The organism is Sphingopyxis italica (assembly GCF_011926545.1).
Classification (GTDB): Bacteria; Pseudomonadota; Alphaproteobacteria; order Sphingomonadales; family Sphingomonadaceae; genus Sphingopyxis; species Sphingopyxis italica.
Genome location: NZ_JAATIT010000001.1, coordinates 743132 through 769403 on the forward strand (window position 1 = coordinate 743132; position 26272 = coordinate 769403).

At 60.5% G+C, this 26272-nt stretch carries 25 protein-coding genes; 9 read left to right on the top strand and 16 right to left on the bottom strand.

The window, feature by feature from the left end:
- Nucleotides 1–242: 242 nt before the first annotated feature.
- The 7 genes from bphC to GGR90_RS03270 all read left to right on the top strand — a co-directional run bounded on the left by bphC (nucleotide 243) and on the right by GGR90_RS03270 (nucleotide 7876).
- Nucleotides 243–1142 carry a biphenyl-2,3-diol 1,2-dioxygenase gene (gene bphC / locus GGR90_RS03240; RefSeq protein WP_167919382.1) on the top strand — a complete coding sequence of 300 codons (900 nt, stop codon included), beginning with the start codon at nucleotides 243–245 and terminating at the stop codon, nucleotides 1140–1142.
- A 37-nt stretch (nucleotides 1143–1179) separates the two neighbouring features.
- A complete protein-coding gene (locus GGR90_RS03245; RefSeq protein WP_037557710.1) occupies nucleotides 1180–1506 on the top strand; it encodes a non-heme iron oxygenase ferredoxin subunit in 327 nt (108 codons plus the stop codon).
- A 4-nt stretch (nucleotides 1507–1510) separates the two neighbouring features.
- Nucleotides 1511–1999, top strand: a complete 489-nt coding sequence (locus tag GGR90_RS03250; RefSeq protein ID WP_105998640.1) for an aromatic-ring-hydroxylating dioxygenase subunit beta — start codon at nucleotides 1511–1513, stop codon at nucleotides 1997–1999.
- Nucleotides 2000–2099: 100 nt separating this feature from the next.
- Nucleotides 2100–3290 (top strand): aromatic ring-hydroxylating dioxygenase subunit alpha, encoded by a 1191-nt coding sequence (locus GGR90_RS03255; protein WP_306997167.1) that lies wholly within the window; start codon nucleotides 2100–2102, stop codon nucleotides 3288–3290.
- Nucleotides 3287–3877, top strand: a complete 591-nt coding sequence (locus tag GGR90_RS03260) for a 2-hydroxychromene-2-carboxylate isomerase (protein ID WP_167919384.1) — start codon at nucleotides 3287–3289, stop codon at nucleotides 3875–3877. The genes GGR90_RS03255 and GGR90_RS03260 overlap by 4 nt, the downstream gene beginning before the upstream one ends.
- Nucleotides 3878–3900: 23 nt before the next feature.
- Nucleotides 3901–6090: a TonB-dependent receptor gene (locus GGR90_RS03265; protein WP_245198381.1), complete on the top strand. Its 2190-nt coding sequence runs from the start codon at nucleotides 3901–3903 to the stop codon at nucleotides 6088–6090.
- Nucleotides 6091–6250: 160 nt separating this feature from the next.
- On the top strand, nucleotides 6251–7876 hold the full coding sequence (locus GGR90_RS03270) for a long-chain fatty acid--CoA ligase (protein ID WP_167919386.1): 1626 nt from the start codon (nucleotides 6251–6253) through the stop codon (nucleotides 7874–7876).
- Nucleotides 7877–7939: 63 nt separating this feature from the next.
- Here GGR90_RS03270 and GGR90_RS03275 read toward each other — a convergent pair whose 3' ends face one another.
- From GGR90_RS03275 to GGR90_RS19390, 15 genes are all read right to left on the bottom strand, one after another.
- Complete coding sequence (locus GGR90_RS03275) at nucleotides 7940–8608, bottom strand: TetR/AcrR family transcriptional regulator (protein WP_158258021.1); 669 nt, start codon at nucleotides 8606–8608, stop codon at nucleotides 7940–7942.
- Between the two features lie 154 nt (nucleotides 8609–8762).
- Complete coding sequence (locus GGR90_RS03280; protein ID WP_209023545.1) at nucleotides 8763–9545, bottom strand: SDR family NAD(P)-dependent oxidoreductase; 783 nt, start codon at nucleotides 9543–9545, stop codon at nucleotides 8763–8765.
- Nucleotides 9546–9612: 67 nt separating this feature from the next.
- The gene (locus GGR90_RS03285; protein WP_037557627.1) at nucleotides 9613–10314 is read right to left on the bottom strand and encodes a class II aldolase/adducin family protein; all 702 of its coding nucleotides are present in this window, start codon (nucleotides 10312–10314) and stop codon (nucleotides 9613–9615) included.
- On the bottom strand, nucleotides 10298–11308 hold the full coding sequence (locus GGR90_RS03290) for a PdxA family dehydrogenase (RefSeq protein ID WP_167919388.1): 1011 nt from the start codon (nucleotides 11306–11308) through the stop codon (nucleotides 10298–10300). Before GGR90_RS03290 ends, GGR90_RS03285 begins: the two co-directional genes overlap by 17 nt.
- Nucleotides 11305–11853, bottom strand: coding sequence for an aromatic-ring-hydroxylating dioxygenase subunit beta (locus GGR90_RS03295; RefSeq protein ID WP_052182490.1), 549 nt, complete (start codon nucleotides 11851–11853; stop codon nucleotides 11305–11307). Before GGR90_RS03295 ends, GGR90_RS03290 begins: the two co-directional genes overlap by 4 nt.
- A gap of 1 nt (nucleotide 11854) precedes the next feature.
- Entirely contained in the window at nucleotides 11855–13279 is a 1425-nt protein-coding gene (locus GGR90_RS03300; RefSeq protein ID WP_209023546.1) for an aromatic ring-hydroxylating oxygenase subunit alpha, read from the bottom strand.
- Between the two features lie 30 nt (nucleotides 13280–13309).
- The gene (locus GGR90_RS03305; protein WP_197411507.1) at nucleotides 13310–14686 is read right to left on the bottom strand and encodes a spinster family MFS transporter; all 1377 of its coding nucleotides are present in this window, start codon (nucleotides 14684–14686) and stop codon (nucleotides 13310–13312) included.
- A 20-nt stretch (nucleotides 14687–14706) separates the two neighbouring features.
- The gene (locus tag GGR90_RS03310) at nucleotides 14707–16164 is read right to left on the bottom strand and encodes an aldehyde dehydrogenase family protein (protein ID WP_037557626.1); all 1458 of its coding nucleotides are present in this window, start codon (nucleotides 16162–16164) and stop codon (nucleotides 14707–14709) included.
- A gap of 50 nt (nucleotides 16165–16214) precedes the next feature.
- Nucleotides 16215–18419: a TonB-dependent receptor gene (locus GGR90_RS03315; protein ID WP_081933247.1), complete on the bottom strand. Its 2205-nt coding sequence runs from the start codon at nucleotides 18417–18419 to the stop codon at nucleotides 16215–16217.
- A 57-nt stretch (nucleotides 18420–18476) separates the two neighbouring features.
- Entirely contained in the window at nucleotides 18477–18971 is a 495-nt protein-coding gene (locus tag GGR90_RS03320; protein WP_037557625.1) for an aromatic-ring-hydroxylating dioxygenase subunit beta, read from the bottom strand.
- The gene (locus GGR90_RS03325; protein WP_037557624.1) at nucleotides 18968–20158 is read right to left on the bottom strand and encodes an aromatic ring-hydroxylating oxygenase subunit alpha; all 1191 of its coding nucleotides are present in this window, start codon (nucleotides 20156–20158) and stop codon (nucleotides 18968–18970) included. Before GGR90_RS03325 ends, GGR90_RS03320 begins: the two co-directional genes overlap by 4 nt.
- Nucleotides 20159–20250: 92 nt before the next feature.
- The gene (locus GGR90_RS03330; protein WP_167919390.1) at nucleotides 20251–21108 is read right to left on the bottom strand and encodes a VOC family protein; all 858 of its coding nucleotides are present in this window, start codon (nucleotides 21106–21108) and stop codon (nucleotides 20251–20253) included.
- On the bottom strand, nucleotides 21105–21965 hold the full coding sequence (locus tag GGR90_RS03335) for a VOC family protein (protein ID WP_052182489.1): 861 nt from the start codon (nucleotides 21963–21965) through the stop codon (nucleotides 21105–21107). The genes GGR90_RS03330 and GGR90_RS03335 overlap by 4 nt, the downstream gene beginning before the upstream one ends.
- Nucleotides 21966–22783: 818 nt before the next feature.
- Complete coding sequence (locus GGR90_RS19385; protein WP_037557622.1) at nucleotides 22784–23011, bottom strand: helix-turn-helix domain-containing protein; 228 nt, start codon at nucleotides 23009–23011, stop codon at nucleotides 22784–22786.
- Entirely contained in the window at nucleotides 23008–23277 is a 270-nt protein-coding gene (locus GGR90_RS19390; RefSeq protein WP_058539116.1) for a MarR family winged helix-turn-helix transcriptional regulator, read from the bottom strand. Before GGR90_RS19390 ends, GGR90_RS19385 begins: the two co-directional genes overlap by 4 nt.
- Before the next feature lie 74 nt (nucleotides 23278–23351).
- Between GGR90_RS19390 and GGR90_RS03345 the strand changes: the two genes are divergently transcribed.
- Both GGR90_RS03345 and GGR90_RS03350 read left to right on the top strand, forming a co-directional pair.
- Nucleotides 23352–24227, top strand: coding sequence for an alpha/beta fold hydrolase (locus GGR90_RS03345; protein ID WP_037557620.1), 876 nt, complete (start codon nucleotides 23352–23354; stop codon nucleotides 24225–24227).
- Nucleotides 24224–24637 carry a hotdog fold thioesterase gene (locus GGR90_RS03350; RefSeq protein WP_037557619.1) on the top strand — a complete coding sequence of 138 codons (414 nt, stop codon included), beginning with the start codon at nucleotides 24224–24226 and terminating at the stop codon, nucleotides 24635–24637. Before GGR90_RS03345 ends, GGR90_RS03350 begins: the two co-directional genes overlap by 4 nt.
- Nucleotides 24638–25026: 389 nt before the next feature.
- Here GGR90_RS03350 and GGR90_RS03355 read toward each other — a convergent pair whose 3' ends face one another.
- Nucleotides 25027–26265 carry a serine hydrolase domain-containing protein gene (locus tag GGR90_RS03355; protein WP_058539115.1) on the bottom strand — a complete coding sequence of 413 codons (1239 nt, stop codon included), beginning with the start codon at nucleotides 26263–26265 and terminating at the stop codon, nucleotides 25027–25029.
- Between the last annotated feature and the right edge of the window lie 7 nt (nucleotides 26266–26272).

A 26272-nucleotide genomic window follows, 5' to 3' on the forward strand; every position in this document is an offset into this window, starting at 1 on the left:
TCCTCCATTTCCGGCCACCGAGATTCGAAGGTCAACTATTGGATCAACGATTTTCGGCTCAACTCTTTGGACTCTTCCGATCCCGATTGACCCAACATAGCATGCGTGGCTCATTGTGCAATGGGTTGCACAATGATCTGAATTGCCCTATTCGAATCGCGTTGCATCATGTGCGACACGTCAACCAGGCTGGTTCAGGCGTATAAAAGCCAAAAATGGCTTGAGATTTGGGAGTGCGAAATATGGTGGGCGTGACCGAGCTGGGTTATCTAGGCTTGTCGGTATCTGATCTGGATGCATGGAAGAGCTTCGCGTGCGGCGTCGGCGGCATGGAATATGTCGATGAAGGCGAAGGCGACCGCGCGTATCTGCGAATGGACAAATGGCATCACCGCATCACGCTGCATGCTGATGGCGGTGACGATCTTGCCTATCTTGGCTGGCGCGTTGCGGGTCCGGTAGAGTTCGACGAAATTGTCGAGAAGCTGACAGTCCAGAATATCGAAGTCGAAATAGCGAGCGACGAAGCGGCGCGCGAGCGCCGGGTCCTCGGCTTGGCCAAGCTCAAGGATCCGGGCGGTAATCCCACCGAAATCTTCTTCGGCCCCCAGGTCGACAATTACCGCCCTTTTCATCCCGGCCGCCCGATGTTCGGTCGTTTTGTTACCGGCGCCGAAGGGATCGGCCATTGCATCCTGCGTCAAGATGATGTGGCCGCAGCGGTTCGCTTTTATCAGCTGCTCGGGCTGCGGGGCTCGGTCGAGTACCACCTCGCTTTGCCGAACGGTGAGGTCGCTGCCCCCTATTTCATGCATTGCAACGACCGGCAACATTCCGTGGCTTTCGGCCTCGGTCCGATGGACAAGCGGATCAACCATTTGATGCTCGAGTACAGCGAGCTCGATGATCTCGGCCTTGCCCACGACTCGGTGCGCGAACGAGAGATCGATGTCGCACTCCAGCTCGGAAAGCACGCGAACGACGAAGCGCTGACATTCTACTGCGCAAATCCGTCAGGGTGGCTGTGGGAATTTGGCTGGGGAGCGAAAAAGGCGGGCCCGCAGCAGGAACATTATCTGCGCGACCTCTTCGGCCATGGAAATGAAGCCGAGGGCTACGGAATGGACATCCCCCTCGGCTGACCACCTTAGGATATTTCAAGAGATGGATGTGATTGAAATGGAGAGACTTCGCCTGTGCCCAATTGACGCCCCCCAGGACGGCGAGCCGGTTGCGATACCGGCAGGCGCCTTCCCGGCGCTCGCGGTCTATAACGTCGATGGCCAGATTTATGTCACGGCCAACACATGTACGCACGGCAACGCGCAGCTTACCGATGGCTATCAGGACGGTGCGACGATCGAATGCCCCTATCATGGCGGCGCCTTCGACATTCCGAGCGGAGCCGCGACAACTTATCCCTGCCAGATCCCGCTTAAGACCTATGAAGTGACGATCGAGGACGGCTGGGTGACGATCGACGCTCCCGGTGCGCCGGAGAGCTGAGGCTATGGACCTTTCCACTCTGCCTCGCACCGAGCTCCTCCGGGAAGTGACGGACCTTATTGCCCTGCACGCCGAGCTGATTGACGACGATCAGCTCGAAGCGTGGCCCGATCTGTTCGTCGAGGACTGCCATTATTCCGTATTGCCGCGAGAGAATGCCGACCGCGGATTGCCGGTTGCGACGATCTTCTGTGACAGCAGGGGCATGCTTGTAGACCGCATCGTCTCGCTCCGGCGCGCCAACATTTTTCCGGTCCATCACTACCGACACATCATCAGCACCAGCCGAATTCACGAGGTTCGTTCAGATGCGATTGTGGCCCATACAAACTATCTGGTGCTCCAGACAAGAAACACCGGCCGGTCATTTGTGTATAATGCTGGTAAATATGTCGATGAAATAGTGTTTTCGTCCGGGAAATTTCTTTTTCGGTCAAAGAAGGCGATTTTCGACACGGACCTGATCGACACTTTGATGGTCCGCCCCATTTAGCCCATTTCGAGGTTGCGATATGCTCAATGTTCAAGATACGGCCGTAGGTAAAGTGTCGACCGACACCGAGGAGCCCATTGGCTGCCGGATACCATATTCCGTGTTCACGGATGATGCCTTTTACAAGGCCGAACAGGAGCATCTCTTCCGCGGCCCCACCTGGAACTTCGTTGCGCTCGAGGCCGAAGTCCCGAACCCCGGTGATTTCAAATCGACCTTCATCGGCGACACGCCGGTCGTTGTGACGCGGGACAAGGACCAGAGCCTCCATGTCGTTGTGAACCGCTGCGCGCATCGCGGCGCGACGGTATGCCGCGCACGCCAAGGCAATGTGCCGCATCTCGAATGCGTTTATCATCAATGGGCTTATGAATTGAACGGAGACCTCATGGGCGTCCCGTTCCGCCGCGGGATCAAGGGCAAGGGGGGGATGCCGGCGGATTTCGATCTCAAGCAACATGGCTTGGTCAAGCTGCGCGTCGAAGCGTTGAATGGGCTGGTTTTCGCGACATTCTCGCAAGAAGTGGAGCCGCTGACGGACTATCTCGGTCCGCTCATCACCAAGCATGTCGAGCGGATCATGTGCCGCCCGATCAAGATATTGGGCAATCAACGCCAGTTCATCCACGGCAACTGGAAGCTATACGCCGAAAATACGCGCGACCCCTATCACGCAAGCCTCCTCCATCTGTTTCACAATACTTTCGGCCTCTATCGTTCGACGCAAACGGGCGAATGCCTGATGGACGAGAGCAAGCGGCATTCGTTTCTTTATTCGAAGGCAGGCAGCAACGACGCGGCGCGCGATAGCGAAGTCTATCAGGACTCGCGCAGCTTCGACACGAGCTTCTCGCTCCAGGATCCTTCGCTGCTCGCGGGCCGGAGTGAGTTTCCGGACGGCATCACCCTCGTCATCCTGGCCCTTTATCCCAACCTGATTTTGCAGCAGATCTCGAACACGCTCGCGGTTCGCCAGATCGTCACCCACGGACCGGATTCGTTCGAGCTCGTGTGGACCCAATTTGGCTATGCGGACGATGATGCGGAGATGGACGCGATCCGCCTCAAGCAATCGAACCTCATCGGACCGGCGGGCATGATCTCGATGGAGGATGGCGAGGCGGTCGAGATCGTGCAGCAGGCGGTCAGCTCGGACAGAAAGGCAAGATCCTATATCGCGATGGGCGGCGGCGGCGCCGATGATGCGGATCATCTTGTCACGGAAGGGGCCATCATCGGCTTCTGGCAAAATTACCGCGAGATGGTGGGAATCGAAGAGAGGGTCTCATGACCGCCACCATTGATTTCTACTTCGATTTCATCAGCCCGTTCAGCTATCTCGCACAGTTGCGTCTGCCGGAGATTGCGCGTCGGCACGGCCGGGCGCTCGCCTATCATCCCATCGACATCCCCGAAGCAAAGATTGCGGCGGGCAATTACGGCCCGTCCAACCGCGAGGTGCCGGCGAAGATAAAGGTTCTGACCGCGGATCTGCAGCGTTGGGCTCGGCGGTACGACGTGCCGCTTACCTTTCCATCGAGCTTCGAGTGCGGAGGCTGGAACACAGCCGCAATCTTCGCGGCCCGTCACGGTGCCGCCGAAGGCTTCGTGCGGGATGCCTATCGGCGCATCTGGGGCCTCGGAATCGATCCGCGAGACCGGGACGAATTGCGCGCCTCGGCGGCAACGGCGGGTCTCGAAGCCGATGCCGTCATGGCCTTCGTGGATTCGAAAGAGGGCAAGCGCGACTATCGCGAAGCGCGGTCGAAAGCTTACGCCCGTGGCGTATTCGGCGCGCCCCTTATGTTTGTCGACGACCAGATATTCTGGGGAAACGATCGGCTGGATTTTCTTGAAGAGCATGTGCGGACGAATTGAAAAAAGAATCAGGGAGAGGGAGAATGGACATGACGACCAACAGAAATAATAGCGGGCGCGCCCTCGCAGGCGGTATCGCACTTTTCGCACTGGCCTGGAGCGCGGCCGGCCAAGCCCAGGACACGGTCCCGGCTGCCGAACCCGAGCCCGAGGCGCAGTCGAGTTCGGGCATCTCCGACATCATCGTGACGGCTACGCGCCGCGAGGAACGACTTCAGGACGTTGCTGTCGCCGTCACGGCGATCACCGGCGATTCGCTCTCGGCTGCAGATGTTTCGACGGTGCGCTCGTTGACTCAGGTGGTTCCCGGATTCATCGGAAGCCGCAACATGGGCGTGTTCCAGCCCGTCATTCGCGGTGTCGGTTCGACCGGCATCTCGATCGGCGACGAGCCAAACATCGCGACCTATGTCGATGGCGTTTACCAGCCAGAGTCGGCTGCCAACTGGATCGATCTCGTCGAGGTCGAGCGCGTGGAAGTGCTGCGCGGACCGCAAGGCACGACATTTGGCCGCAACGCCACCGGCGGCCTCATCAACGTGATTACCCCTGACCCCAGTTTCGACCTGCGCGGCAAGGCGTCGCTGCGTTACGGCCGCATGCGCAGGGACGCGGGCGATTATGACGCCCGCTTCTATATCACCGGCGGCCTTAGCGATAAATTGGCTGCCGACTTTGCCGCCCTCTATCGCAAGAATGACGGCTATATCGACGATCTGGTGCGCGGCGGCACGCTCGGCGACCAGCAAGTGATCAACTTTCGCAGCAAGCTGCTGTGGCAGCCTTCCGACAATGCCAAGGTCATCCTGACCGGCGAATTCTTCGACCAGAACAGCACGACCAATTCGCCCCAGCCGGTCAATGGGAATACGGCGGGCCGTCGCTTCCCGGGCGTCATTCTCCCGACCGACGCCTGGCAGGCGTCATTGACCAGCATTCCGACGTTGGACTTACGGCGCTGGAGTGCGGCGCTGCATGTAAAACTCGAGTTCGACGGCTTCAACCTCGAGGCGACGAGCGGCTTCATGAATCTGCGCTGGTACCAGGAAACCGATTCGGATGCCTCGAACATCTTCCTCGGTAATTTCCCTGCAACATTTGCGACGGAATCGGGGAGCCAGGAAATCAAGTTCACGTCTGCCGACCCCGGCCGATTCCAGTGGCTCCTGGGCGGCTATTTCTACCAGTTCGGCGGCCATTCTGGGTTGGATCTCGTCACGTCGCCGGGACCCGGCGTCCCTCCGACCACGCTAAATCTCGATCCTGCACTGTCGGGTCGCTCGTTCGCGGGCTTCGCCGAAGGGACATATGAGATCGTCGACAATTTGTTCGTCACGGTGGGAGCGCGCTATACGACCGAACGGCGGACCTTCGAACAGGTCGTGAACGGAAACCTGGTCGTTCCAAAGACCGCAAAGTCCTTCAACAAGTTCAACTACCGCGGCGCGATCCGCTACCAGTTCGCACCCGACGGTAGCATTTACGCAAGCTATGGCACCGCGTTCAAGAGCGGCGTCTACAATATGGCCGGTACGTCGCCGAACCCGGTCAACCCGGAAAATATCAAGGCATGGGAAGCAGGCATCAAGGTTGATCCCGTCGATTGGCTACGAACAAACTTGGCTGTTTACCATTACACCTACGACGATCTGCAAGTTCAGGCGAAAGACGCGTCGGGTCCGAGCTACGTCCTGCAGAACGCAGCGAGCGCCAAAATCTATGGTGGCGAGTTCGAGGCGATTATCCAACCGATTGACGATCTCAACATCCGCGGCTCGGCGGCCTACAGCCACGCGCGCTATCGTGATTTTCCGCTCGCGCAGAGCTTTTTCCCGCGCCCCGACGGAGGCAACACTGTTGCCCCGGCGGACGCGTCGGGTAACGTGATGACCCGCGCCCCGAAGTGGACGTTCAACCTGGGGGTCGATTGGGGCCATGAGCTCGATGCAGGGCGCCTTGGGGTCTCGGTCAACACCTTCTACTCGACCCGGCTCTATTATGACTTCCAGAATATTTTCTCCCAGCCGAGCTATACCCTTACCAATGCGTCGATATCCTTTGCCCCAACTGGTGATCGCTGGAAGTTCAGCCTCTGGGCGACCAACCTCACCAACGAAAAGGTCTTCCAGACCATTCGTGTCGGGGCGCAGGCGACTGACGGCTTTTACGAACAACCAAGAAAAGTGGGCGTCAGCGCCGAACTCCGGTTCTGACGCGCCCAAACGCGGTCCAAGGGCTTGTTCCCAAGGATCGCGTGCGGCCGGGCTGCCGCCGTGTCCGCCAGCATGAGCCTCGGTGGCTTGTGCTGGCGGACTTTGTTTGCTGTCGCGCAAAGACGGGCCGTTCAACCGAAACTGGTCGAAGGATGGATGGATGACGATCACGGGACAAATGCAGCCTGCGCAGCTGGCGATCGGCACGATCCTGACATATGCCGCCGCCGCGCACGCAACCCGGGAAGTGGTGTCGCGCGAGATCGGCAGCGATCGGTTGTGGCGTTATGATTATGCAGCGCTCGCCCGCCGCGTAGCGCAGGCTGCCAACATGTTCACCCTTGCCGGGATTGGGAGCGGTGACCGGGTATCGTCGCTCGCCTGGAACACGCACCGGCATCTGGAACTCTTCTACGCGGTCCCGGGCCTTGGGGCAGTGCTTCACACGGCCAACCCCCGGCTCCCCGACGATCAGCTGATCTTCACCTTGAACCATGCCGAGAGTCGCATATTGGCGTTCGAGCCCAACCTCGCCGCGCTCGTCGAGCGGATTGCGCCCAACCTCCCGCACATCGAAAAATTCATCGTACTTTCCGACGAGGGCGTCGGCATCGGCGAGAGGTTCGAGGCGCTGGCCTATGAGGCCTTGCTCGCGGCGGCACCGGTCTCGATCACCTGGTCCGAAATCGATGAAAATTCCGGGGCGTTTCTTTGTTACACCTCGGGGACCACAGGCGATCCCAAGGGGGTGCTCTACAGCCACCGGGCAGTCGTTCTGCATGCGATGGGAGCGGGCTTGGCGAGCGCGTTCGGCCTCACGTCGTTCGATTGCGTGATGCCTTGCTCCTCGCTCTATCACGCCACCGCCTGGGGCCTTCCGTTCGTGGCGCCGCTCTGCGGCGCCAAGCTCGTTCTTCCTGGCGACCGCATGGACGGTCCTAGCCTCCAGGCCCTAATCCGAGGGGAGGCGGTTTCTTTTACCGGTGGGGTGCCCACGATCTGGACCATGTATCTCGCCCACCTCGAGGCAACCGGCGGCGACACGGGAACGCTCAAGCGGATTATGATCGGGGGCTCCGCCGTACCTCGCGCGATGGCAGAAAGCTTCAAGGCCGACCATGATGTCGATGTCCTTCAGCTCTGGGGAATGACCGAGACCTGCCCGCTCGGTGTGATCGCAACACCGACGCCGGCCGTCGCGGACCTCGGCGAGGCAGCGATGCAGGATATATTGTGGACGCGGCAGGGACGGCTCCAGTTCGGCGTCGAGATGCGCATCTTGGGCGAAGACGGGCGCCCCTGCCCCCACGATGGGGCGACGGCAGGCGCGCTACAGGTGCGGGGTCCGTGGGTGGTTCAGCGCTATTTTCGTCAGCCGGCGGATTGCACCGATGTCGGCGGGTGGTTCGATACCGGCGACGTTGCGACACTCGACGCCCAGGGGTTCATGCGAATCACAGACCGCACCAAAGATGTCATCAAGTCGGGAGGAGAGTGGATCAGCTCAATCGACCTTGAGAATGTTGCCGCTGGGTGCAGCGGGGTCAAAATCGCCGCGGTCGTCGGCATTCCGCACCCTAAATGGGAAGAGCGCCCGCTCTTGATCGTCGAGCCTCATGATGGAATCCTTCCCGACGAAAAGGAAATTCTATCAACCCTATCCGCGGAATTCGCGAAATGGCAGCTGCCCGATCGCATCCTCGTCGGCGCGGTGCCACTTACGGCAACAGGGAAAATCGACAAGAAGCAACTGCGCGAACGCTATGGTAATGTCTACGCGGCTTGAGGGAACGGGACCCCATGGTTGGGCAGCGATCACTGCGCGGCGAGAAGCTTGTCATCGCAAGCTTCAACCAATAGCGTCTGGGCCGCCCGTCCCGTCGTTCCGCTCCCGCAGCGACTGCGCATAGCCGGACAGCAAGGCAATTGTCAGCTCGGTGACGCGCCTTGCCCGCTCGGGGTCCTTTCCGATTTGGGCTCGCACCGCCAATCCGCGGAGCACGCTCCACAGCAGCCACAATATGTCTTCGGCGTCAGACGGAGACAGGCCGGTCTTGGCAAAACGGCTGACCCAGACTTGCTCGGCCCCGACGCGTCGTTGCTGCGACATACCGCGAACATCGTCGGCGAGGGCCCGAAGCTTGTTTCCCGAGATGACGAGGTCGAGCGCGATCAAAAAATCTTCACCGTAGAAGAATGCCTCTGCATCGTCGCATGCAGCCTCGAGGAGGCCGTCATCTTCGATAGCCTTACCCGCGGCAGCGGTCGCCTTCTCCAGGGCTGCCGAAAAAACCTGCTCCAGGCAGGCGGCGACTAGTTGGTCCTTTGTCGGAAAATGGTGAAGCTGCGCTCCGCGAGAGACGCCTGCGCTTTCGGCAACGTCCGCGACGCGAAACGCCGAATAACCTTTCTCGCGCAACAGATTGATAGCGGCCGAAAGGATTCGAGCCCGCATCTTTCTACTGCGTTCGCCTTGTGGCTTGTGCGAATTGTCGTGAGCTGGGGAAATGTCCGCCACTGCGTCTGCTACACCTCTTGCCGAGACCCTCATGCGGCCGAACGTACAGATGGCATAGCTTTCCTATCGGGCTTGTCAAAGTCATAGCTGCGAGATGCAACAGGATGCCGTCCGCACCCGGCTGGCCATTCCGCCCGCCTCGTTGCGGGCCTGTTCAGCGAAACGTCGTACCGCCATCGACGGCTATCGACTGGCCCGTCACAAATTCTGCGCCGTCGGACGCGAGGTAAAGCGCTGCGGCGAGCAAGTCGTCTGCGGTCTCGTGGCGCTTGATGCACTGCATGTTCAATATCTGGGTCTTTTGCGCGGGCGTCACCGTCTCGCGCTCGATCTCCGTGAAGGTTGCGCCCGGAAGCAGCGCATTCACCGTGATCCCGTCGGCGCCGAGTTCACGCGCCATGGCGCGCGTCATACCGACCACCGCCGCTTTGGAAGCCACATAATGTAAATAGTGCGGTCGGCCCATAGTCACCACCCCGGACGAGATGTTGATGATGCGCCCATGACGATTACCTCGCATTACCGGCGCGCACGCCTTGGACACCAGCATTACGCCATCGACGTTCACGCGCATGACCTGTCTCCACTCGTCAAACGGGATTTCCTCGAAGGGCCGCATTTTCAGCGTCGAGAAGATCGCCGCATTGTTGATGGCGATGTCAATGCGGCCAAAGGCCTCCAATGTCTCCGCTATGGCGGCGTCGACGGCTGCCGGATCGGCCACATCGGCCCGAATGGCGATAACGGTGCCGGCGCCACATTCCGCTTCGACCTCGGCCGCTACCGACCGTCCGCTGTCTTCGTTCAGTTCGACGATGGCGATTTTCGCACCGGCGCGCGCGAAGCCTTTGGCGAAAACCCGCCCGATTCCTTGTCCCGCGCCCGTGATGAGCGCGACGCGCCCCGCGAAGGTGTCTGTCTTGGTCATGTCGGTCATATCGTTTCCTCTTTCTTGCTGGTATTTGGGCGAGGCAACGGCGCATATGCGAGCACCGCGCCTGACGTCATCCGCCGCTTGCTCCTCGACCTTCGGTCACGTCCATCGCCGTCAGCCAACTCCACATCCGCTCAACGACGCCGCCGGCCAGGGTCTGGCGCGCGCGTATCTCGTCTTCATCGAGAAGCCCGTGTTGAGGGCCGAACCCCATCGAGCGCACGTCGCGCTCTACCCGCGCGGCGTCTTCGAGGAAGAAGGCAAAAGTCGCAGCTTCCTTCAGATCTTGCCCGACCGTAATCGCTCCATTTCCTCGCATGACGATCGCACGAGCCTCGCCAAGGGCAATTGCAAGATTTCTCGCTGAAGCGTCGTCGCGCAGGAGCCTGGGATCGTCCCAAAGCGGCGGCCGGGGAGCGAAATAGGCGCCTAGGCCGTGCCGCGCCGCCGGTGTGATCCCGAGCGTCGACAACGACATGGTGGCGGCGGGCATGATGCGACAAATGCCGCCGACATCGGACCGCGCGGCATAAATCGCCTGGTGCGCGCGCACTTCGCCAAGCACTTTTTGGGGAAGGGCGCCATCGACCGAGACAATAGTACCGGGTTCGTCCTTGATAAGCCCCATGGGCATTGCGGCACAGACAAGAAAGTGCCGCGCATCGATGCGCGCACTGCAATGGCCGAACGCGTGCACGAGCCCGGCGTGCGCCAGGCCGCGCGCCGCCATGCGCACCTGCATCTGAAGTCCGGGGTCAATCGTCGCCGGCATAAAACCCTCTCCCGAAGCAGAGTGATTCGGCCATCTTCATCGCGGAGGCCATGCTGGCGTGCTGGGCGATGCCCTGTCCCGCAATTTCCATGGCAGATCCGTGCGGTACGGTCAGATGAACATAATCGAGGCCGATATAGATGGTGCACGCGCCTTCGAAGGCAGCCGTCTTGAGCGCAATCTGGCCCTGGTCATGATACATTGAGACAACAACGTCGTATCGTCCCTCCATGGCAAGACGAAATATCGAATCGGGCGACACCGGCCCCTCGACGCGGCGCCCCGCCGCGCGCTCCCGTTCGACCGCCGGCGCGATCTCGCGCACTTCTTCAGTTCCCATCGCGTGCGGATTCAGGCCGGCGACGCCGATCCTGGGGGCATTGACGCCCCAACGCCTGAAAGTCTCGTCAACGAGACCGATCAGCGACGACACCGCCGCGGCAGAGACAGTGCCCGGGACCTCGGCGATGCTGATATGCTCGGTGATTGGGACGATCCGCAACGAGGGGCTGACTCGCAATAGATAGGTTCCAGCCGGCTGAAGATCGTCGATGGACGATATTTCGCCAGACGCCTTGAGTGATTGCGAGTCGACCGGGGCCATGATCCAGCCATCGATCTCTCCATTGCGAGCCAATTGCTCGGCCAAGCGGATCCATTCTATCACCGCCCGGCCCGAAGCGGCGCCCGACTGTCCGATATCCCATGCCCCCCTCGCCAGCGAGCCGTGGTCGAGAACGGCGATTTCGCCAACCGCACCGGACACCTCATCCGGCGTTTCCACCTGGTAGATGGGAGGGCTAATCCCGCTCGCCGCGGCCGCGAACCGGACAGCGTCGATGCTTCCGATCAATAGGTGCCGCGCCGCGTGGTTGCCGGCGGCGAGTGCCTTGACACAGACCTCTGGACCGATACCCGCCGGATCGCCAATGACGGTAGCGATGAGTGGCTGCTCACGGCGCGGCTTGCCCGCTCCTTCGCCTGCACCTCTCATAGCAGGAAGGTCACATTGCGCATGGGCGCATCATTGTTGATCAGATAGACCTTCTTGCCCAAGATTTTGAAGCCATCGGCCCCCTGTTTCAGGAGGTGGGTCGCGCGCGCGAACAAGGATTGATGCTGACCGGAGCGCGCCTCGCCCAGGATGAAGTTTGAACTGACAAGGACATCGGATCCGCCGGATGCGGCGACCGTAATGTTCGAGACGATGCGGATCAGACGCGACTTCGGACTTTGCGAATGCATCCGCTTATCCTTCAGGCGGAATATTCGATCCGAGATCTGGTCATAATGCTCGTAGATGATCGAGACGGACCGATCGGGGTCGAGGTCGGCCTGATTGGAGGGAACCCAGTAGAGGCCGCCCGGCTCCCAGAGCGCGAGCCAATCGTCATAGGCGTGGCTGTCCATCAATTCGGCCTCAAAATACAAAAATGCTTCGATTTTGCCGAAAATGTCGCTCCCGGGCAGGATTGCCCGGCTCTCCTTCAATTCCGAGAAGACGGTGAAATCGCAAAGATCTGCTGCTACCATGTTCATCCTAACGCCTCCCATCGGGCGATTCTTCGGCCATCATCGCCAGCCATTGCCGGATCTGAGCGCGCTGCGGAACCTCGTCGGAAACATGGCCGACGATCGTCCCATCTTCATCAACCCACTCGCGCTCCATCCCGCGCGATATATTGATCCACGGATCGAGATTAGCCTCCAGGCCGAGTTGCACCCGCTCGAAAATCTCGGCGTCGTCTGTCGATCCGGATCCTGCGGGTCCATAAAAGGATTCATGCTGGCGAAGTCGCAGCGCATTGATTTCGGTGCTGACGTTGGAGAACAGCACAGGGAACATCACGACCTCGGTCTCGTCGACAGACAGGGGATTAACGATCCGGATCTGGTTGTTGATCAGTTGCAGGTTTGGAAAAACGCCGACGTGAGGATCGCCCGCCATGGCAAGCAGCATGTCCGCCCAGGCAACATCATGCTCTGCATAGAGCGCGTCGATATAGTCTGCCCCTCCCGGCGTGTTTTCCAGAAGCGCGCGATATTTTCCCGAGTGCTTGAGCCGATGCTTACGGAAATCGAGCATCGTGTGGCCATGACCGAAGTCGCGCGTTTCCGAGATTCCGTCGAAGTCGAAGGGGTTCGCACTGTGCGTGGCACCGAGGCTGTGACCCGAATCGGTGTGTCGTTCCCATGTCGCCAGCACCGAGGCATGGACGAACAACGGATGATATCCATCCATCCCGACCTGCTTCCAATTTCCTTTATAGATCGTCCGGTTGGATCCGGCTCGCACGCTCAACTCTCCGCCCGGTGCCGCGTCGACCAGGATGTCGATCACCTTGGCTGCGTTGCCGAGATAGTCCTCGAGCGGAAGGACCTTTTCGCTCAAAGCCGCGAATATGAAGCCGCGATAATCTTCGACCCGCGGCACCGGCGTGAGACCGTTTTCGCTCGCGTCGAAACTCGGCCCATAGCCGTCGGGCCCGGAAACGCTGACCAGTTCGCCAGCATTGGAATAGGTCCAGCCGTGATACCAGCAGCGGAAAAAGCTGTCCCTGCCTTCGTCCACCTCGCAGACGATTGCGCCCCTGTGTCGGCAGCGGTTCAGGAAAACGCGGATCTCGCCATCCTGGCCGCGAACAAAAATGACCGGTTGACGGCCCATCTGCCGACGCTTGAACTCGCCCGTTTTTGCAATCTCGCTCTCATGGCCGATGAACAGCCAACCGGTGTGGAAAATCCGCTCGAGTTCAAGATCGAAAATCTTCGCGTCGGTATACACCGCCGAATGAATCCAGCCCGGTGCCACAAGCGATCGCAGGCCTGCCGCGTCATAGTCGCGGCCGCGTATGTCGAGGCGGTCCGGCATGCGGTGCGGTCCTGACGGCGCGCGATCGCCCTTGCCGGCCGGCAAGGTGCCGCCGGCGCCCATTGCTAGATGATTTTCCGCTGACAATTTCATTCTCCAGACAATGATGATGAACAATTTGTGTCACACTGGATTGACGGCCTTCCACCTGGTCATGTCGCGCCCGATCGACGACCGCGCGCGCCAGAAAAGAAATGCGGAGAATGGTGCGACCAGGCTTGTAAGGATGAGGGCGGCACGCAAACTCCTGCCGGAATCTTGATCGAACTGCCACGAGATCGCGTCGCTGGCCGTCCCGACGAACAGCGGTCCCAAACCCACGCCGACCAGGTTCAAGACCAGAAGGAAGAGGGCGGTCGCGCCGCCACGGATCTCCGGCGGTGAGACGCTTTGCTGGGTACTGTGGACCGGGCCCATCCACATGGCCCCTAGCATGTTGGGAAGCGCAAGGCCCGCAAGCGCCAGCGCGCCACTGTCGATGCTGAAGATGACGGCATAACAGGGAAGGGCCGCCAGCGACGCAAACGCAGGGATGGTTACATAGGCTCGGACGTCGCTCCGGCCGAACCGATCGGCCAGCAACCCACCGAGCCACACGCCGGCGGCGCCTGCGAGACCTGTGGAAAGACCGAGCGTCAGGCCCAGGAACCCCGAAACCCCCATCCCGGCCTGGGTGGCCATGGCGACGATCTCCGGGCCATGATTGCGGATAAAAAAAGATGCGATGAAAGGTCCGAAGCCATATCCTACCGCGGCTTGCAGCGCAGTCGCGATCACGATGAGCCGGTAGGTGCGAACCGCCCAAAGCGTCTTTACCGCCGCGAGAGCGCCCGGCGGCGCCGTTCGCAACAGAGCGGCGTGCGCCTTGCGCGGTTCGCGCAAAACCAGCAGCAAAAAGGGGGCAAGGACGACACCTGGTATGCCGGCCACCAGAAAGGCGGTGCGCCAGCCATAGGCATCGGCAACCAGCCCTCCCAATGCCATCCCCGCCAACGTTCCCAACGGCACGCCAAGATAGTAGAGCGAAAGCGCCGACGCGCGCCGCTCGGGTGGGTAATAATCGACGATGAGCGAATTTGCGGCAGGTGTCAGGCCGGCCTCGCCAATCCCCACTCCGACACGCCCCACCAAAAGTTGGGGAAAGCTTCGCGCGAGGCTGCAGGCGATGGTGAACCCGCTCCAGACGAGAACGGAAAATGCCATGATCTTTGGCCGGTTGCCGCGATCCGCCCAGCGCGCGAGCGGGATTCCGGCGACGCTATAAAGCAAGGCAAAGGCAAGGCCCGACATCAGCCCGATTTGCCAGTCCGCCAGCTGCAACTCTTCCCGGATCGGTTCGGCTAGAATGTTGACGATCTGCCGGTCAACAAAGTTGAGTGTGAGAGCAAAGGTCAGGAAAAACATGGCGATGCGGCGGCGGAAAGCCGCCCCCGCCACAGCCAGCGCGGCTTCGCCCTCGCCAGGCGGCGTGCGTGCTGTGCCGAGCGCCGGTTGCAGCACAGGAGGCGCGCCCCCGCCCGTCACCGGTTGCCCGATCCCAACGAGATGAAGATATTTTTCTCCTGGGTGAACGCCAGCAGTTCGCCGAGGCATTCCTCACGGCCGATGCCCGACTGTTTCATTCCGCCGAAGGGGGCTCCAAGAATGTGGCGTGAGGTCTCGTTGATCCAGACATAGCCTACGTCGACGGCCATGGCGGTGCGGTGCGCGCGTTCGAGATCTCGTGTCCAGATTGAGCAGGTCAATCCATACTCCAGTTCGTTGACGACCTCGATCATCGTCGGCTCGTCGGACCATCGCAGGATTCCGAGCACCGGCCCGAAAACCTCTTCGCGGGCCAAGCGCATGTCAGGGGTAACGTCGGCAAACACTGTCGGCTCGATGTACAGGCCGCGCGCAAGAGCTTGGTCGGCCGGTGGCCCCCCGCCGCATATCAGTCGAGCGCCTTCCGCCTGGGCGCTATCGATGAATCCGACTATGCGCTCATGCTGTTTCGCGCTGATGATCGCGCCCATCGAAGTCGCCTCGTTGGACGGATCGCCCGGCTGAAACCGCTGGGCTTCCTCCTCGATACGAGCCAGAACCGCGTCGTAGATGTCCTCATGTATGAACGCCCGGCTCGTCGACCCGCATGATTGGCCGCACCACGCAAAATTCATGCCCTGGATCAAGGCTTTTGCTACTTCGGCGGGATCGGCATCGCCATAGGCTATCAGGGCATTCTTGCCGCCAAGTTCGAGCAAGACTGGCTTGAGCGTTGGACTGGCCTCGCGCATCAGAGCGCGACCTGCAGCCGCGCTCCCCACCAAGCTGATCATCGCCACCTTGGGGTGGGCCGCTAACGCCGCCCCCGTTTCGGCTCCTCCCGTAAGGACGCTGAACGTACCCGACGGCAACAAGCCGTCGATCAGCTCGGCGAAGCGGAGTGCTGACAGGGGAGCCTGTTCGGATGGCTTGACGATTACCGCATTGCCGGCTGCAAGGGGAGCGGCAACCTTGCCGGCGCAGAACAGAAACGGATGATTGAAGGCCAGAATGCGGGCGACGACGCCAAATGGCTGCCTGACGGAGAAGTTGACCGCATCTGGTCCGACGGGGACCGAAGCACCTTTCATCTCCGTCACCAGCCCGGAGAAATAGTCGATGAGCGCGGCTGCCACATGGGAGTCGGCCGCCAGTTCACGGACCGGGTTGCCGCAATCGAGAGCATCGAGTTGCGCCAATTCCTTTGCATTCTGGCGAATGACTGCCGCTACTTCGCGCAGCAGCCGGGCACGTTCGAGGGGTGGCACATCGCGCCAGACCCTGGATCCGACGGCGGCAGCGAGGACTGCCCGGTCGACATCCTCGCTTTCTGCCTGCGCGACATGTGCGATGAGCGAGCCGTTGGCCGGATTGTGCGAGGGACTGTACCCGCCCGCCGTCGGTGCATGCCACCCGCCATCATAGTAAAGGTCGTACTGATCTGGAATTGCCATCTATGCTCTCAATCCTTGAGGGGCGAGCCAGCCTATGACCGGCGATCGCATCAGAATTTCACTTCGACGCCGGCGCCGATACGCCGGGGCAGCTCGTACCTGAGATCGGTGCCAAGCGCGCCGGGCCGAACTTCCTGGATGATCTTCTCATTGGTCAAATTCGTCGCCCAGATCGAGAACCGAAACTTTTCGTCATCCGTTCGCCACGAAATTTCGCTGTTGATCGCCGTATAGGGATCCTGCTTCACGGAATTCAGGAAGTCGAAATAGACGACCGAACTGCGGAACAGGGTGCCGTTGATGTTCAACATTCCCGATGCGAGCGGTACGTCGAGACTTGGAGCGATGTTAAAGGTCCAGCGAGGTGCCCGCGGTAGGCGGTTGCCCGACACATCCGCTTGCGACACGATATTGCCTCCCGTTGGCCGGGGAATGAAAACTTGCGCGAGCGGAAAATCGTCATATTCCGCATGGGCGTAGGCGACCGCCGCGTTGACCCGGAAATGATCGGTTGGCGCCAAAGTGGTTTCGAGTTCGCCGCCGTAAAGAGTGGCGTTCGCGGCGTTCTGCAGGACATAACCGGGACCCAACGGATCGCGGGCAGTGACCTGCAAATCCTTATAATCATAACGATACAAGGCGAGATTGGCGCGCAGCCAGGGCGTGATGTCAGACTTGATACCGCCTTCGAGGGCTTTGAGCGTCTCGGGATCGACCGCGAGAGGCGACACGCCAGTCATGTTGAACACACCGCTTTTGAAGCCGGTGCTGTAGGTCGCGTAGATATTCGTGTCCGGTCCGATTTCGAACCGGACCGTGCCTTTATACGTGACCCTGTTAAAGGATTTTTCCGCTGTCTGCGGAAAAAGGGCGACGCCGTTTACGATCTGATCGAAACTTCTTTTCTCATGGGTGTAGCGAATGCCGCCCGTCACGAACAGGCGCGGGACGACCTCAAGCGTCGCCTCGGCGAATCCGGCATAGGAGGTCGTCTTCAGGACGGGGTCGAATGTGCGCACGAGCAGTGGCTGGCTCGGATCAGCGCGACTGCTCAGAATGAAGTTGGCGTCGCCGGAGAGGTGGAAGGCATATAAACCAGCGATCCATTGAAGCGGCCCGGAGCCGGACGAGAGCAGGCGCACTTCCTGACTATAATATTCCGATGCGATTTTGGGGGCCACAAAAGTCGCGAGCAAGATATTCGACGAATCCGAATCCGTCGCCTGAGAGGTTCGGTTGGAGGCATATGCCCCGGTCGTCTCCAGATTGACCCCGCCTAGATCGAAGCGTGTCTGCAAGGCGACACTGTATCGCCGGGTGGCGAGCGAGGGGCGCAGATCGGCGGACAGCTGCCAGGGTTTCAACGGGAGGATCGCGCCGGGAAAGGCTCGACCTGCCGTGTTATTCTCATAGGGCTGGTAGACATTCTCCGAGCCCTTGCGATCGAAATATTCTCCCGTGAGGACGATCTTGTTTCCGTTCTCGCCGCGGTACATCAGCTTGCTGCGGACATCGACAACCTGATAGCCGCCAGCTTTCCCACCGCGCACGAGATCGTCGACAAAACTGTCCGTTTTGCGGTAAATTCCGGCGATATCGGCTGCAATCGTATCGGACAGGCCACCAGTCAGATAGCCGCGCACATTATAGTCTCCGTCGCCCGTCTCGAGGGCGGCCGCGCGCGCCGAAACCATGCCGCTGAAGTCGAAACTGGGATCAGGCGTAATGACATTGATCAACCCGCCCGTCGCGTTCCGACCGAATATTGTCCCCTGCGGCCCGCGCAGGACCTCGACGCGGTCGACCTTGACGAGATCGGTCCAGGTGGAAAATGGGTCTCCCTGGTAGATTCCATCGACATAGGTTGCTACGTTTGACTCGTCCCCGACCGAAATACTGCTCGACCCCACCCCGCGGATAACGGGCAGGAACACGCCCGCAGCGCGGCCACCGAAGAAGCCGGGCACGACCTGAGTGAGATTCCGGATGTCGGCCGCACCCGAACGGCCAAGCGATTCCGAAGTCACGGCGGTCACCGCGACCGGCACATCCTGCAACTTCTGTTCCCGGCGCGTCGCGGTCACGACGATATCTACGAGGCCGCTCTGCGTCGAGGTTTGATCCTGATCCTCGGCTGGGGCCGACGGGCTGGGCGCGGACAAACCGCCAACGGGCGCCGTTTGCGCCATGGATGGCGCGGCGGTCACGGCTGCCGTCATCATCAGCAGCGCTTTGGATGCAAAAAGGCCTTTCATTTTCGGTCTCCCTCCCGATTATTTAGTAATTGATTTATAAGGTTATTCTGTCACCGCTCACAAAGGAAACACCAGATACCGCGGCACGACCGCGTTGTCGGTCACCGCGTTCCGCGACAGAAAGCGACATTGATCGTCTTCCATTCGAATAATGTCCTCGTAGGTCCCGGCGGCCAGCTGCTGCGGCAGCCCGGTATCGTCGGGGGTAAAGATCACGGAGAAGTTCGAGACCATGTCGACGAGACCATCCGCGCGGCGGCTGGCGTGCACGCGCTGAACGAAATGCCGGGTACGATAGTCCTGGAATGTACCCGCCCATATGTCTTCGATGAAGGTGCAGCGATCGATTAACCTGTCGCGGCAGTCGTCGAGCATCATCGCCACGCGCAGGCCGCTCTCGACATCGTTGCGCGCGATGCAGATGTAACTCGCGCTCGGATCATCTTCGAACGTGTCGAGCCACGACCGCATTTTCTTCCCGTCCAGTGCCGACATATATGCCGACTGGAGTTCATCGAGCCGCGCGAGCTCGTCGAGCGTCAAGCGCGTCATGCCTCCCTCCTCCGGAAGCCCATGGCGGCGCGATAATATTCCCAGTGCGGAAGATTGCCGCTCTCGTCGTTCTGACGGAATTCGAACCCGAGCCGGGATGGATCGGTGACGCCTTTTTGGAAGATGGCCTTGCCGGGGGTGCGATTGCCGATCTGGACCCGGTGGAAAACCGAGGCGTCTTCCATACTGATCAGGCCGGACGGGCCGATCGCGTTGGAGCTTTGCCTTATTCGGTGCAAGACCATCGCGTCATCGTCGTCCTGATGCGCGAAATAGGCGTAGGTGACTTCCACCTCGTCGATTGCGACAGGCGTAGCGAAACGGATGCTGATGACGTTCAGGTAATTTGAGGCGACGAGCATCGGAAAGAGAGCGAGCACGCTGGCGTTTTTCGGCCGCCCCTCGTCGCGAAACTCGATGACCGAAGCATCGCGGATTACGCTCGTGGGCTGGGGAACGGTCAACTCGGTTTCGATGCAATAATGGCCACGTCCGGTAGTCGCATACTGGCGGCCTGCGCCGCCCTGCCAGTTGAGCATCGTGAACGCCTGGTGCAGGAGCGGCGGATGATAGCCGTCGTTGTCGCTATAGGCTTTCCAGTTGGTCAGATACCGGACCCGATGATAGCCAATCAGCTTGAGGCGTCCGTCACCGGCCATGATGTCCAGCAACGACCCTTTCGCTTCCTGCAGGAAGTCGTCGAGGCTTTCGGTGTCCGGCGACAGCGTCACGAACAGGAGGCCGCCGACCGATTCCTGCCGCGGCTGGGTCAGCGGATAGTCTTTCTTGTCGAAACCGGGGATGAATTCGCGCTGATTGGGGCAGCCGACCAACTCGCCCTCTTTGTTGAACAGCCACCGATGATAGGGGCATTCGAATTCGGCTCGATTGCCCGAAGGCTTTACCTCGATCTGGGTGCTGCGATGTGAGCAGGCGTTGAAGAATGCCCTGACCCGTCCGTCGTCGCCGCGGATGATGAGCAGGGGGACGTCCGCAAGATTGCAGGTTTTGAAGTCCCCCGGGTGCGGCACTTCGCTTTCGTGCGCAACGGGATGCCACTCGGCTCCACGGAAAATCCGGTCGATCTCGGCTTGGTAGAGGTCTTGCCGGACGAAAATCTCCTTGGGGATTTCGTTAAAATTTGCCGGCCAGACAATGTCTTGAAGATAAGCCTCCGGAACCGTCATCTCCCATCCTTTCTCTTTGCTATTTCGCCGCCCGCGTCACCTCGCGATGCGGTCACATTCATCCCATGCCCGCTGCCCACCGGGGCCCAAGTCTATGTGGACAACTCCTTGATTTTCGGGGTTGCGCCCCACATGCAGAAGCTCTTCGGTTCAAAGCCGAACTGGCGTTCCCTGTAGGTCTCTTCGTCGACCTCGCGCACGCCGACGGAATATTCAAAGACCATCCCGTCGGGACCCTCGAAATATACGAACCGCGCGCCCGAAGTCGGATGCCGGCCGGGTCCGAAGACGATGGGAACCTTATGCTGGCTAAGCAGCGCGTAGCTGCGCTGCACATCGTCGATCGACTGAACCTGGTGGTTGATGTGCTGGATACCGCACCGGTCTGCGGGGACGAGCGCGATGCTGTGGTGAATCTGGCTCAGACGGAGCAGCGGGAGCTCGCCTACCCGGTCACTGACGCGTGCATTGCATATTTGGGTCCAGAAATGCTCATCGCGATCGGGATCCCGGCTGAACAGACCGACGTGACTGAAACCCGTAATTCCCGCGTCGCGAGACAGCTGCGCGCCATTGCCACCGATCTGCGGCGAAACCGCGAATTCGATGCGTCCCCCGCTGGGGTCACGAAAGGCTATGAATTCGGAAACGTGCCGCTGCTCGCGTTCCTCATGCGAACCGTAGCACACCTCATACCCTAATGCTTCGAGCGTTTTCGCCGCATTGAGGAGATCCTCCCCATTCGCCAATTCGAAGCCGACAATCGTTTCGGATGGGTCGCCGATCTCGTAGCTCATCGTGCTCATGCGACTATCGGAGCGAAACGACAGGCGATCAACCGCGCGATCGACAGGCTCCAGGCCAAGTATTCGCGTGGCGAAATCGGTAGCGGCCGCGACATCCGGTGTCTTGAGACGAGTATAAGCGATGTCAATGATGTTGATGGTCATGGCAACGTTCCTCCCAATTCTTCGAGGTTGGAGGTCGAACCCCAACTGCATAGCGAGGCGGGAGAATCGGCAAACTGCCGTGGCCGGCGTCCGACGGGCGACGGATCCGATCGGGTCGAATAGGTGAAATAGCTGTCGGGCGAGGGCCCGCTGAAGGTCAGAAACACTTCACCGCTCGCGGGTTCCTTGCCTGGGCCGCGGACAATGCCGACCTGCCGGTCAAGGAGAAAATATTTCGACTGCATCACGGCGTCGATGCTCTCGACCTCAAACCCCACGACGAGGAAGCTCTCGCGCTTGCTCGGCACAATCATGATCCTGTGATGCTGATCGTCCCAGCCGAGGTAGATTGCGTCGCCCACCCGATCGGTGATCCGCGCTCCGAGGATGTCCACCCACACAGCGGCGTCAGACGCCGGGTCCCGGCTGCCGAGGATCACGTGTGACAGGCCGACAATTCCCGCATCGCGCGATGGAAAATATCGCTCGCCGCTCTCCTCGGCCCGAACGACCAGCTCGATGAGATTGCCGCTTAGGTCGCGACAGGCGAGCCCCGCGTGATAGCGGCGGCTTCGACACAGATCGTGAGGGATCGCCTCGACATCCCAATTTCGCTCCCTGAGTTTCCCGGAGACTTCCTGCAGCTGCTCGACGGTTCTCAGCGACACCGCCACGCTGGGCCGGAGGCTGCTCCCGGAACCGTCGAACTCCAGGCAATAGGACCGAGAGTCAGAACGGAACCGTTCGGCTTCCGGCAACCGTTCGCTGTGCTGCAGGCCGACGGTATCAACGGCGAGCCGCGTGGCTTCGCTAAGCGACTGAACCGGGATCCGTACGAACCGTAGCTGCTCCAGCATTTGCCACCTCAAATCCAATGATCAGTCAGTCTGTACTGTTTGTTTTGATTCGGGGCAAGCCTTATCGCGAGTCCCGAGAGGGGTGTCGTCATGACCGGGGCGATGTGCTGAGCGGCACCTGGCAGCATAGGGTTGTTATCGCCCGCTCGTCGCGAACGTTCGATCCTTCAACGCGCAGGGCCCGAGGCAAAGAGCGGCCGGCTTCGGCGAGCCCGTCGAGAGCGATCTGGTAGTCCCCGCTGCCCCGATATCAGACGTGTCGTGTCGGGCGATCCGCCGAAAGGGGAAGCACTAGCTTGTTCGGTACCCGACCGCGTGCGAGCCTCTTCAGGATTGGAAGCGCGTTGGGATAGGCGTCGGCGAATGCCAGAGGCTGACCGTCGGCGCCCAGCCTCACTTCAAAGACCGGCCCGTCGCCACAAGCGCAGCCACCGGCACTCTGTCCTCGCATGAAGCGCTCGGGTTGAGCCATGTCGGTCTCCAAGCAGAGATTCGTTTCCTAGTAGACAACACGTTGCACAAAATGGCTCGTCGGTCAATTGGCGTTGGCATGCGAAGCCAAGAGCGGTCTGCCTCGAGGAAGAGCCCTCACCGCCGAAAGATCGCCGGCTCGGTCGGACGATTTTGCTGACACGACAAGAGGTTAGGTAGGGCTCCCTGCCGCCATATTCGCAATTCGTTAGTCGTCAGTGCTGGCGATTTGGTGCAGAGGGGGCAGAACGGCGGCGGTGCGCCGCCGCAAACGCGAGCGGCGCCAATTGGGGAAATCGGCTTGCTGACGATGAATGGCGTCGGCCATTTCAAATCTTTCAATGCTTCTATCGAGGAGGCATGTCTTCCGATCCGCTTTCGAGATTGCCTGACATTTTCGTCAGCAATGCGCGGACCGCGCGTATTTCAGTCGGTGAAATCATATGGAGCAGCCGCGCGTAGATCATGTCGGCTTCGGCGCGCAGCTGGGGCAGGATTTCGATCGCTCGGGGTAAGAGATGAAGCTCCCAGACGCGCCGGTCGCCCTTGGCAGCGCGCCGTTCCGCGAGCGTCATTCTTTCCAGCTGGTCGACAACATGGCCAACGCTGGCACGCTCCAGTTCGAGCATTTGGCGAGATCGGTCTGGGTAATGCCCGGGGTCCGATAAATATAGACGAGCGCGCGCCACTGGGTTCGGGTCAATCCGAAGCGCGCCATTGAGGCGTCGAACAAGCGGCGAAGTTTGCGTGGCACTTCTTCGATGACAAAGACAAACTCGTCTGAGTCCGTCAGAAGACTTTTCCCGAGAGAAGCATCGCTGGTGCTGCGAAAGTCGACCATCGGCTGAAACTGTAAAGCCACTATCGGCATATGAACATGCTTTACTGTAAGATATGATACAGTATGATGCCTGAATGTATGATCGGACGATCACGCTTGCGGGAAAAGCGGGCCATGCAATCGCGGCGTCGATCGATGGACCGGAACTGGGCTTTCCGGTGATTTTGGCGCACGGCGGCGGCCAGACCCGCCGGGCGTGGAAGTCGGTGACCCGTCAACTCGCGAGCCACGGTTTTCGGACGATCGCCGTCGATATGCGCGGGCACGGCGAGAGCGCTTGGGCCAGTGATGGGGCTTATGACATTTCCGATTTCGCGGCCGATCTCGTTGAGATCGCTGCGGCGATGCGAAGAAAGCCGGCGATGATCGGCGCATCGCTTGGGGGGCTGGCTGGGATCATTGCGGAGGGAAACCGCGCACCGGGGAGTTTTGGATCGCTTACCTTGGTCGACGTCACGCCGCAGATGGAACCGAGCGGCGTTGCCCGCGTGGTCGGTTTCATGGCGGCCCATGCGCGCGAAGGGTTTGCGTCGGTGGAGGAGGCCGCTGAGGTCATTTCCGACTATCTGCCCCATCGGCCTAGCCGGAAGGCCTCGCCTGGGCTCGCCCACTATCTGCGCCGCAAGGACGATGGGCGCTTCTATTGGCATTGGGACCCGACCTTCATCGAAGGAGTTACGCGGCAAGGCGGTGTCTCAAGCGACAATGGCCGCAGCGAACTGAGCGCCGCCGCTGCCAGTTTAGCCTTGCCTGTGCATCTGATCCGCGGTGGGTCGAGCGACCTAGTTTCGCTGGAAGCCGTCAAGCATTTCCGAAGATTGGTCCCGCATATGGCATATAGCGACATCGCGAATGCGACCCATATGGTGGTGGGCGACGAGAATGACGCGTTTGGCAAGTCAATTGTGGAGTTTTTGCTCAGCACCCATGAAATGGAGATGAAGTCATGAACGCCCCACGGGTCGCCCCTGGGCTTGAGGAACTGGGGGAGCTGCTGTTGCTTGCGCCTTTCCACCGCTGGCTCGGGCTCAGGATCGCCGAGGTCGGCACCGACGAGTTGGTGATCTCAATGCCCTGGCGAGACGAAATAATCTCAAATCCGACGGTCGGCGCAGCGCATGGTGGCATTTTATCGGCGCTGATCGATCTTACCGGCCTTTACACGGTCATTGCCATGGGAGGGTCTGCGCGGGCTACGGCAAACTTGCACGTCGATTTTCACCGACCGGCCTTGCCAGGGCTGATGCGGGCGATCGGCAGGCCGGTCAAACTGGGTCGGCAGATAAGCATAGCCGGGACGCGGATTGTGTCTGCAGACGGAACCTTGATAGCGAGTGGTAGAGGTGCTTACGTCGCCTGACCATCGCGCAAGAGTCGTGGCACTTCTCGCAGCCATCGTGCTGGTGCGGTCCTGCCTCGGCGACCTTTTGATCATCGCTGATCGGCTGCGGCGAGTTATCGAGCGGAACTAAGTCTTAGGGCATAGTTGCGGCACCGCGTTTGGCGCTGTCATGCGTCGCGCCGAACGCTCGAGCAAGATGCGCAGGGCGAGATGGTCCGCCTTCGGTTCTACTTGCTCTACTCGCGTTCGTATTGAACCGCTCCATGATCGAGAAAGCGGTCCTTCATGCCCTTCGAAAGCCGGCTGTCAGCACAACCACGCGGTGTCCAGCCCCCTCCGTTGAGCCAGACCGCTACCTCACGGCGCGGCCTGGCCCAGGCACCATAGGCGAAGTTTTGCCGATCGGGTCAGGGCGCCGGAGTGCGGTTCGCAATCGCATCCTCGATCAGATCCTGCATGACCTGCTCGAGCTCGACGCCCTTGCGGTCGCCTCCGCTCGATATTTCGGTCGCGATCAGGGCATAATAGCCGGTCTCGCGATCGATCCAGCCGGTCCAGCCATAGGCGCCGGGCGAAGAGTTGATCTTCGACGTCGCGCACGCCGAGGGCGTGTCGCATTCGACGAAGGAGCCGAGCGCATATTCCCAGTTCACTGTGCTCGCCGGAACGAAAACACGCGGCAGTCCGATCGTGCGCGGCTGCGTGAAGGCCGTCATGTTGGTGATGAAGCTGCCGCCGAGGAACGCGCGCAGCAGTTTCGCATAGTCGCGCGGCGTGGAGAAGGCGCCGCCGGCCACCCACGGATTGGTTGGGACGGTCGCGGGGGGGTGGGGATCGTACCACGTGGTGCTTGACATCCCGAGCGGGATGGTGACGTGCTGCGCAAACAGTTCGTGGAAGTTCCGCTCGCGTGCTGGCGACGTTCCTGGTTCTATGCTTGTATCCTTGGCCTCCAAATACGCCCCTGCGACCTGAATGCCGTGAGGACCGTAGCTATATTGAGCACCAGGCGCATTGCCCGGGCGCAGGATGTCGTAGCGCAGGTCGTGGATGCTCTTGGCGCAGTTATAGAGACCAAAAGTCGGGAGAAGCTGGCAGCCGCCGACGAGCGGGCTCGCATTAAAGCCCGATGTCATCGACAGCGTATGCTTGAGTTTGACATCCTTCTTCGTTCCGCTCGTCGTCCAGAAGGCGAGTGGTGGCCGCATCGGATCGTCGAGCGTGGCAATGCCCGCCTGCACCATGCGCATGCCGAGCGCGCCAGCAAACCATTTGGAAGCCGAGGCGAGCGGTGTCACCCGGTCGATGCCAAAACTGCCCTTGTCGAATTCGAAAAGATAAGTGGGATCGGACGCGTTCCCGACAATGAAATAGCCACTAGCGACTTCGGTGTCAGCGACGATCGCGGCCTTCAGCGCTGTCCAGTCATAGGTGTAACCGCCGACGGTCGTTGTGAGGCTTGCGGTCGCGAGCGCCGACGCAGCGGATGCCGTCGCCTTGGCGGCGGACGGCGCGGGTGGCAGTTGGACCATCGGACGCGTTTCGCCGCCGTCGCTGCTCCCGAAGCCACTTTGCGCCGCAAAAACCGCTACGCCGACCAATGCGGCGCCGGCGGCAAGCCATATCGATTTCCGTCGTCCAGACATTTTATCT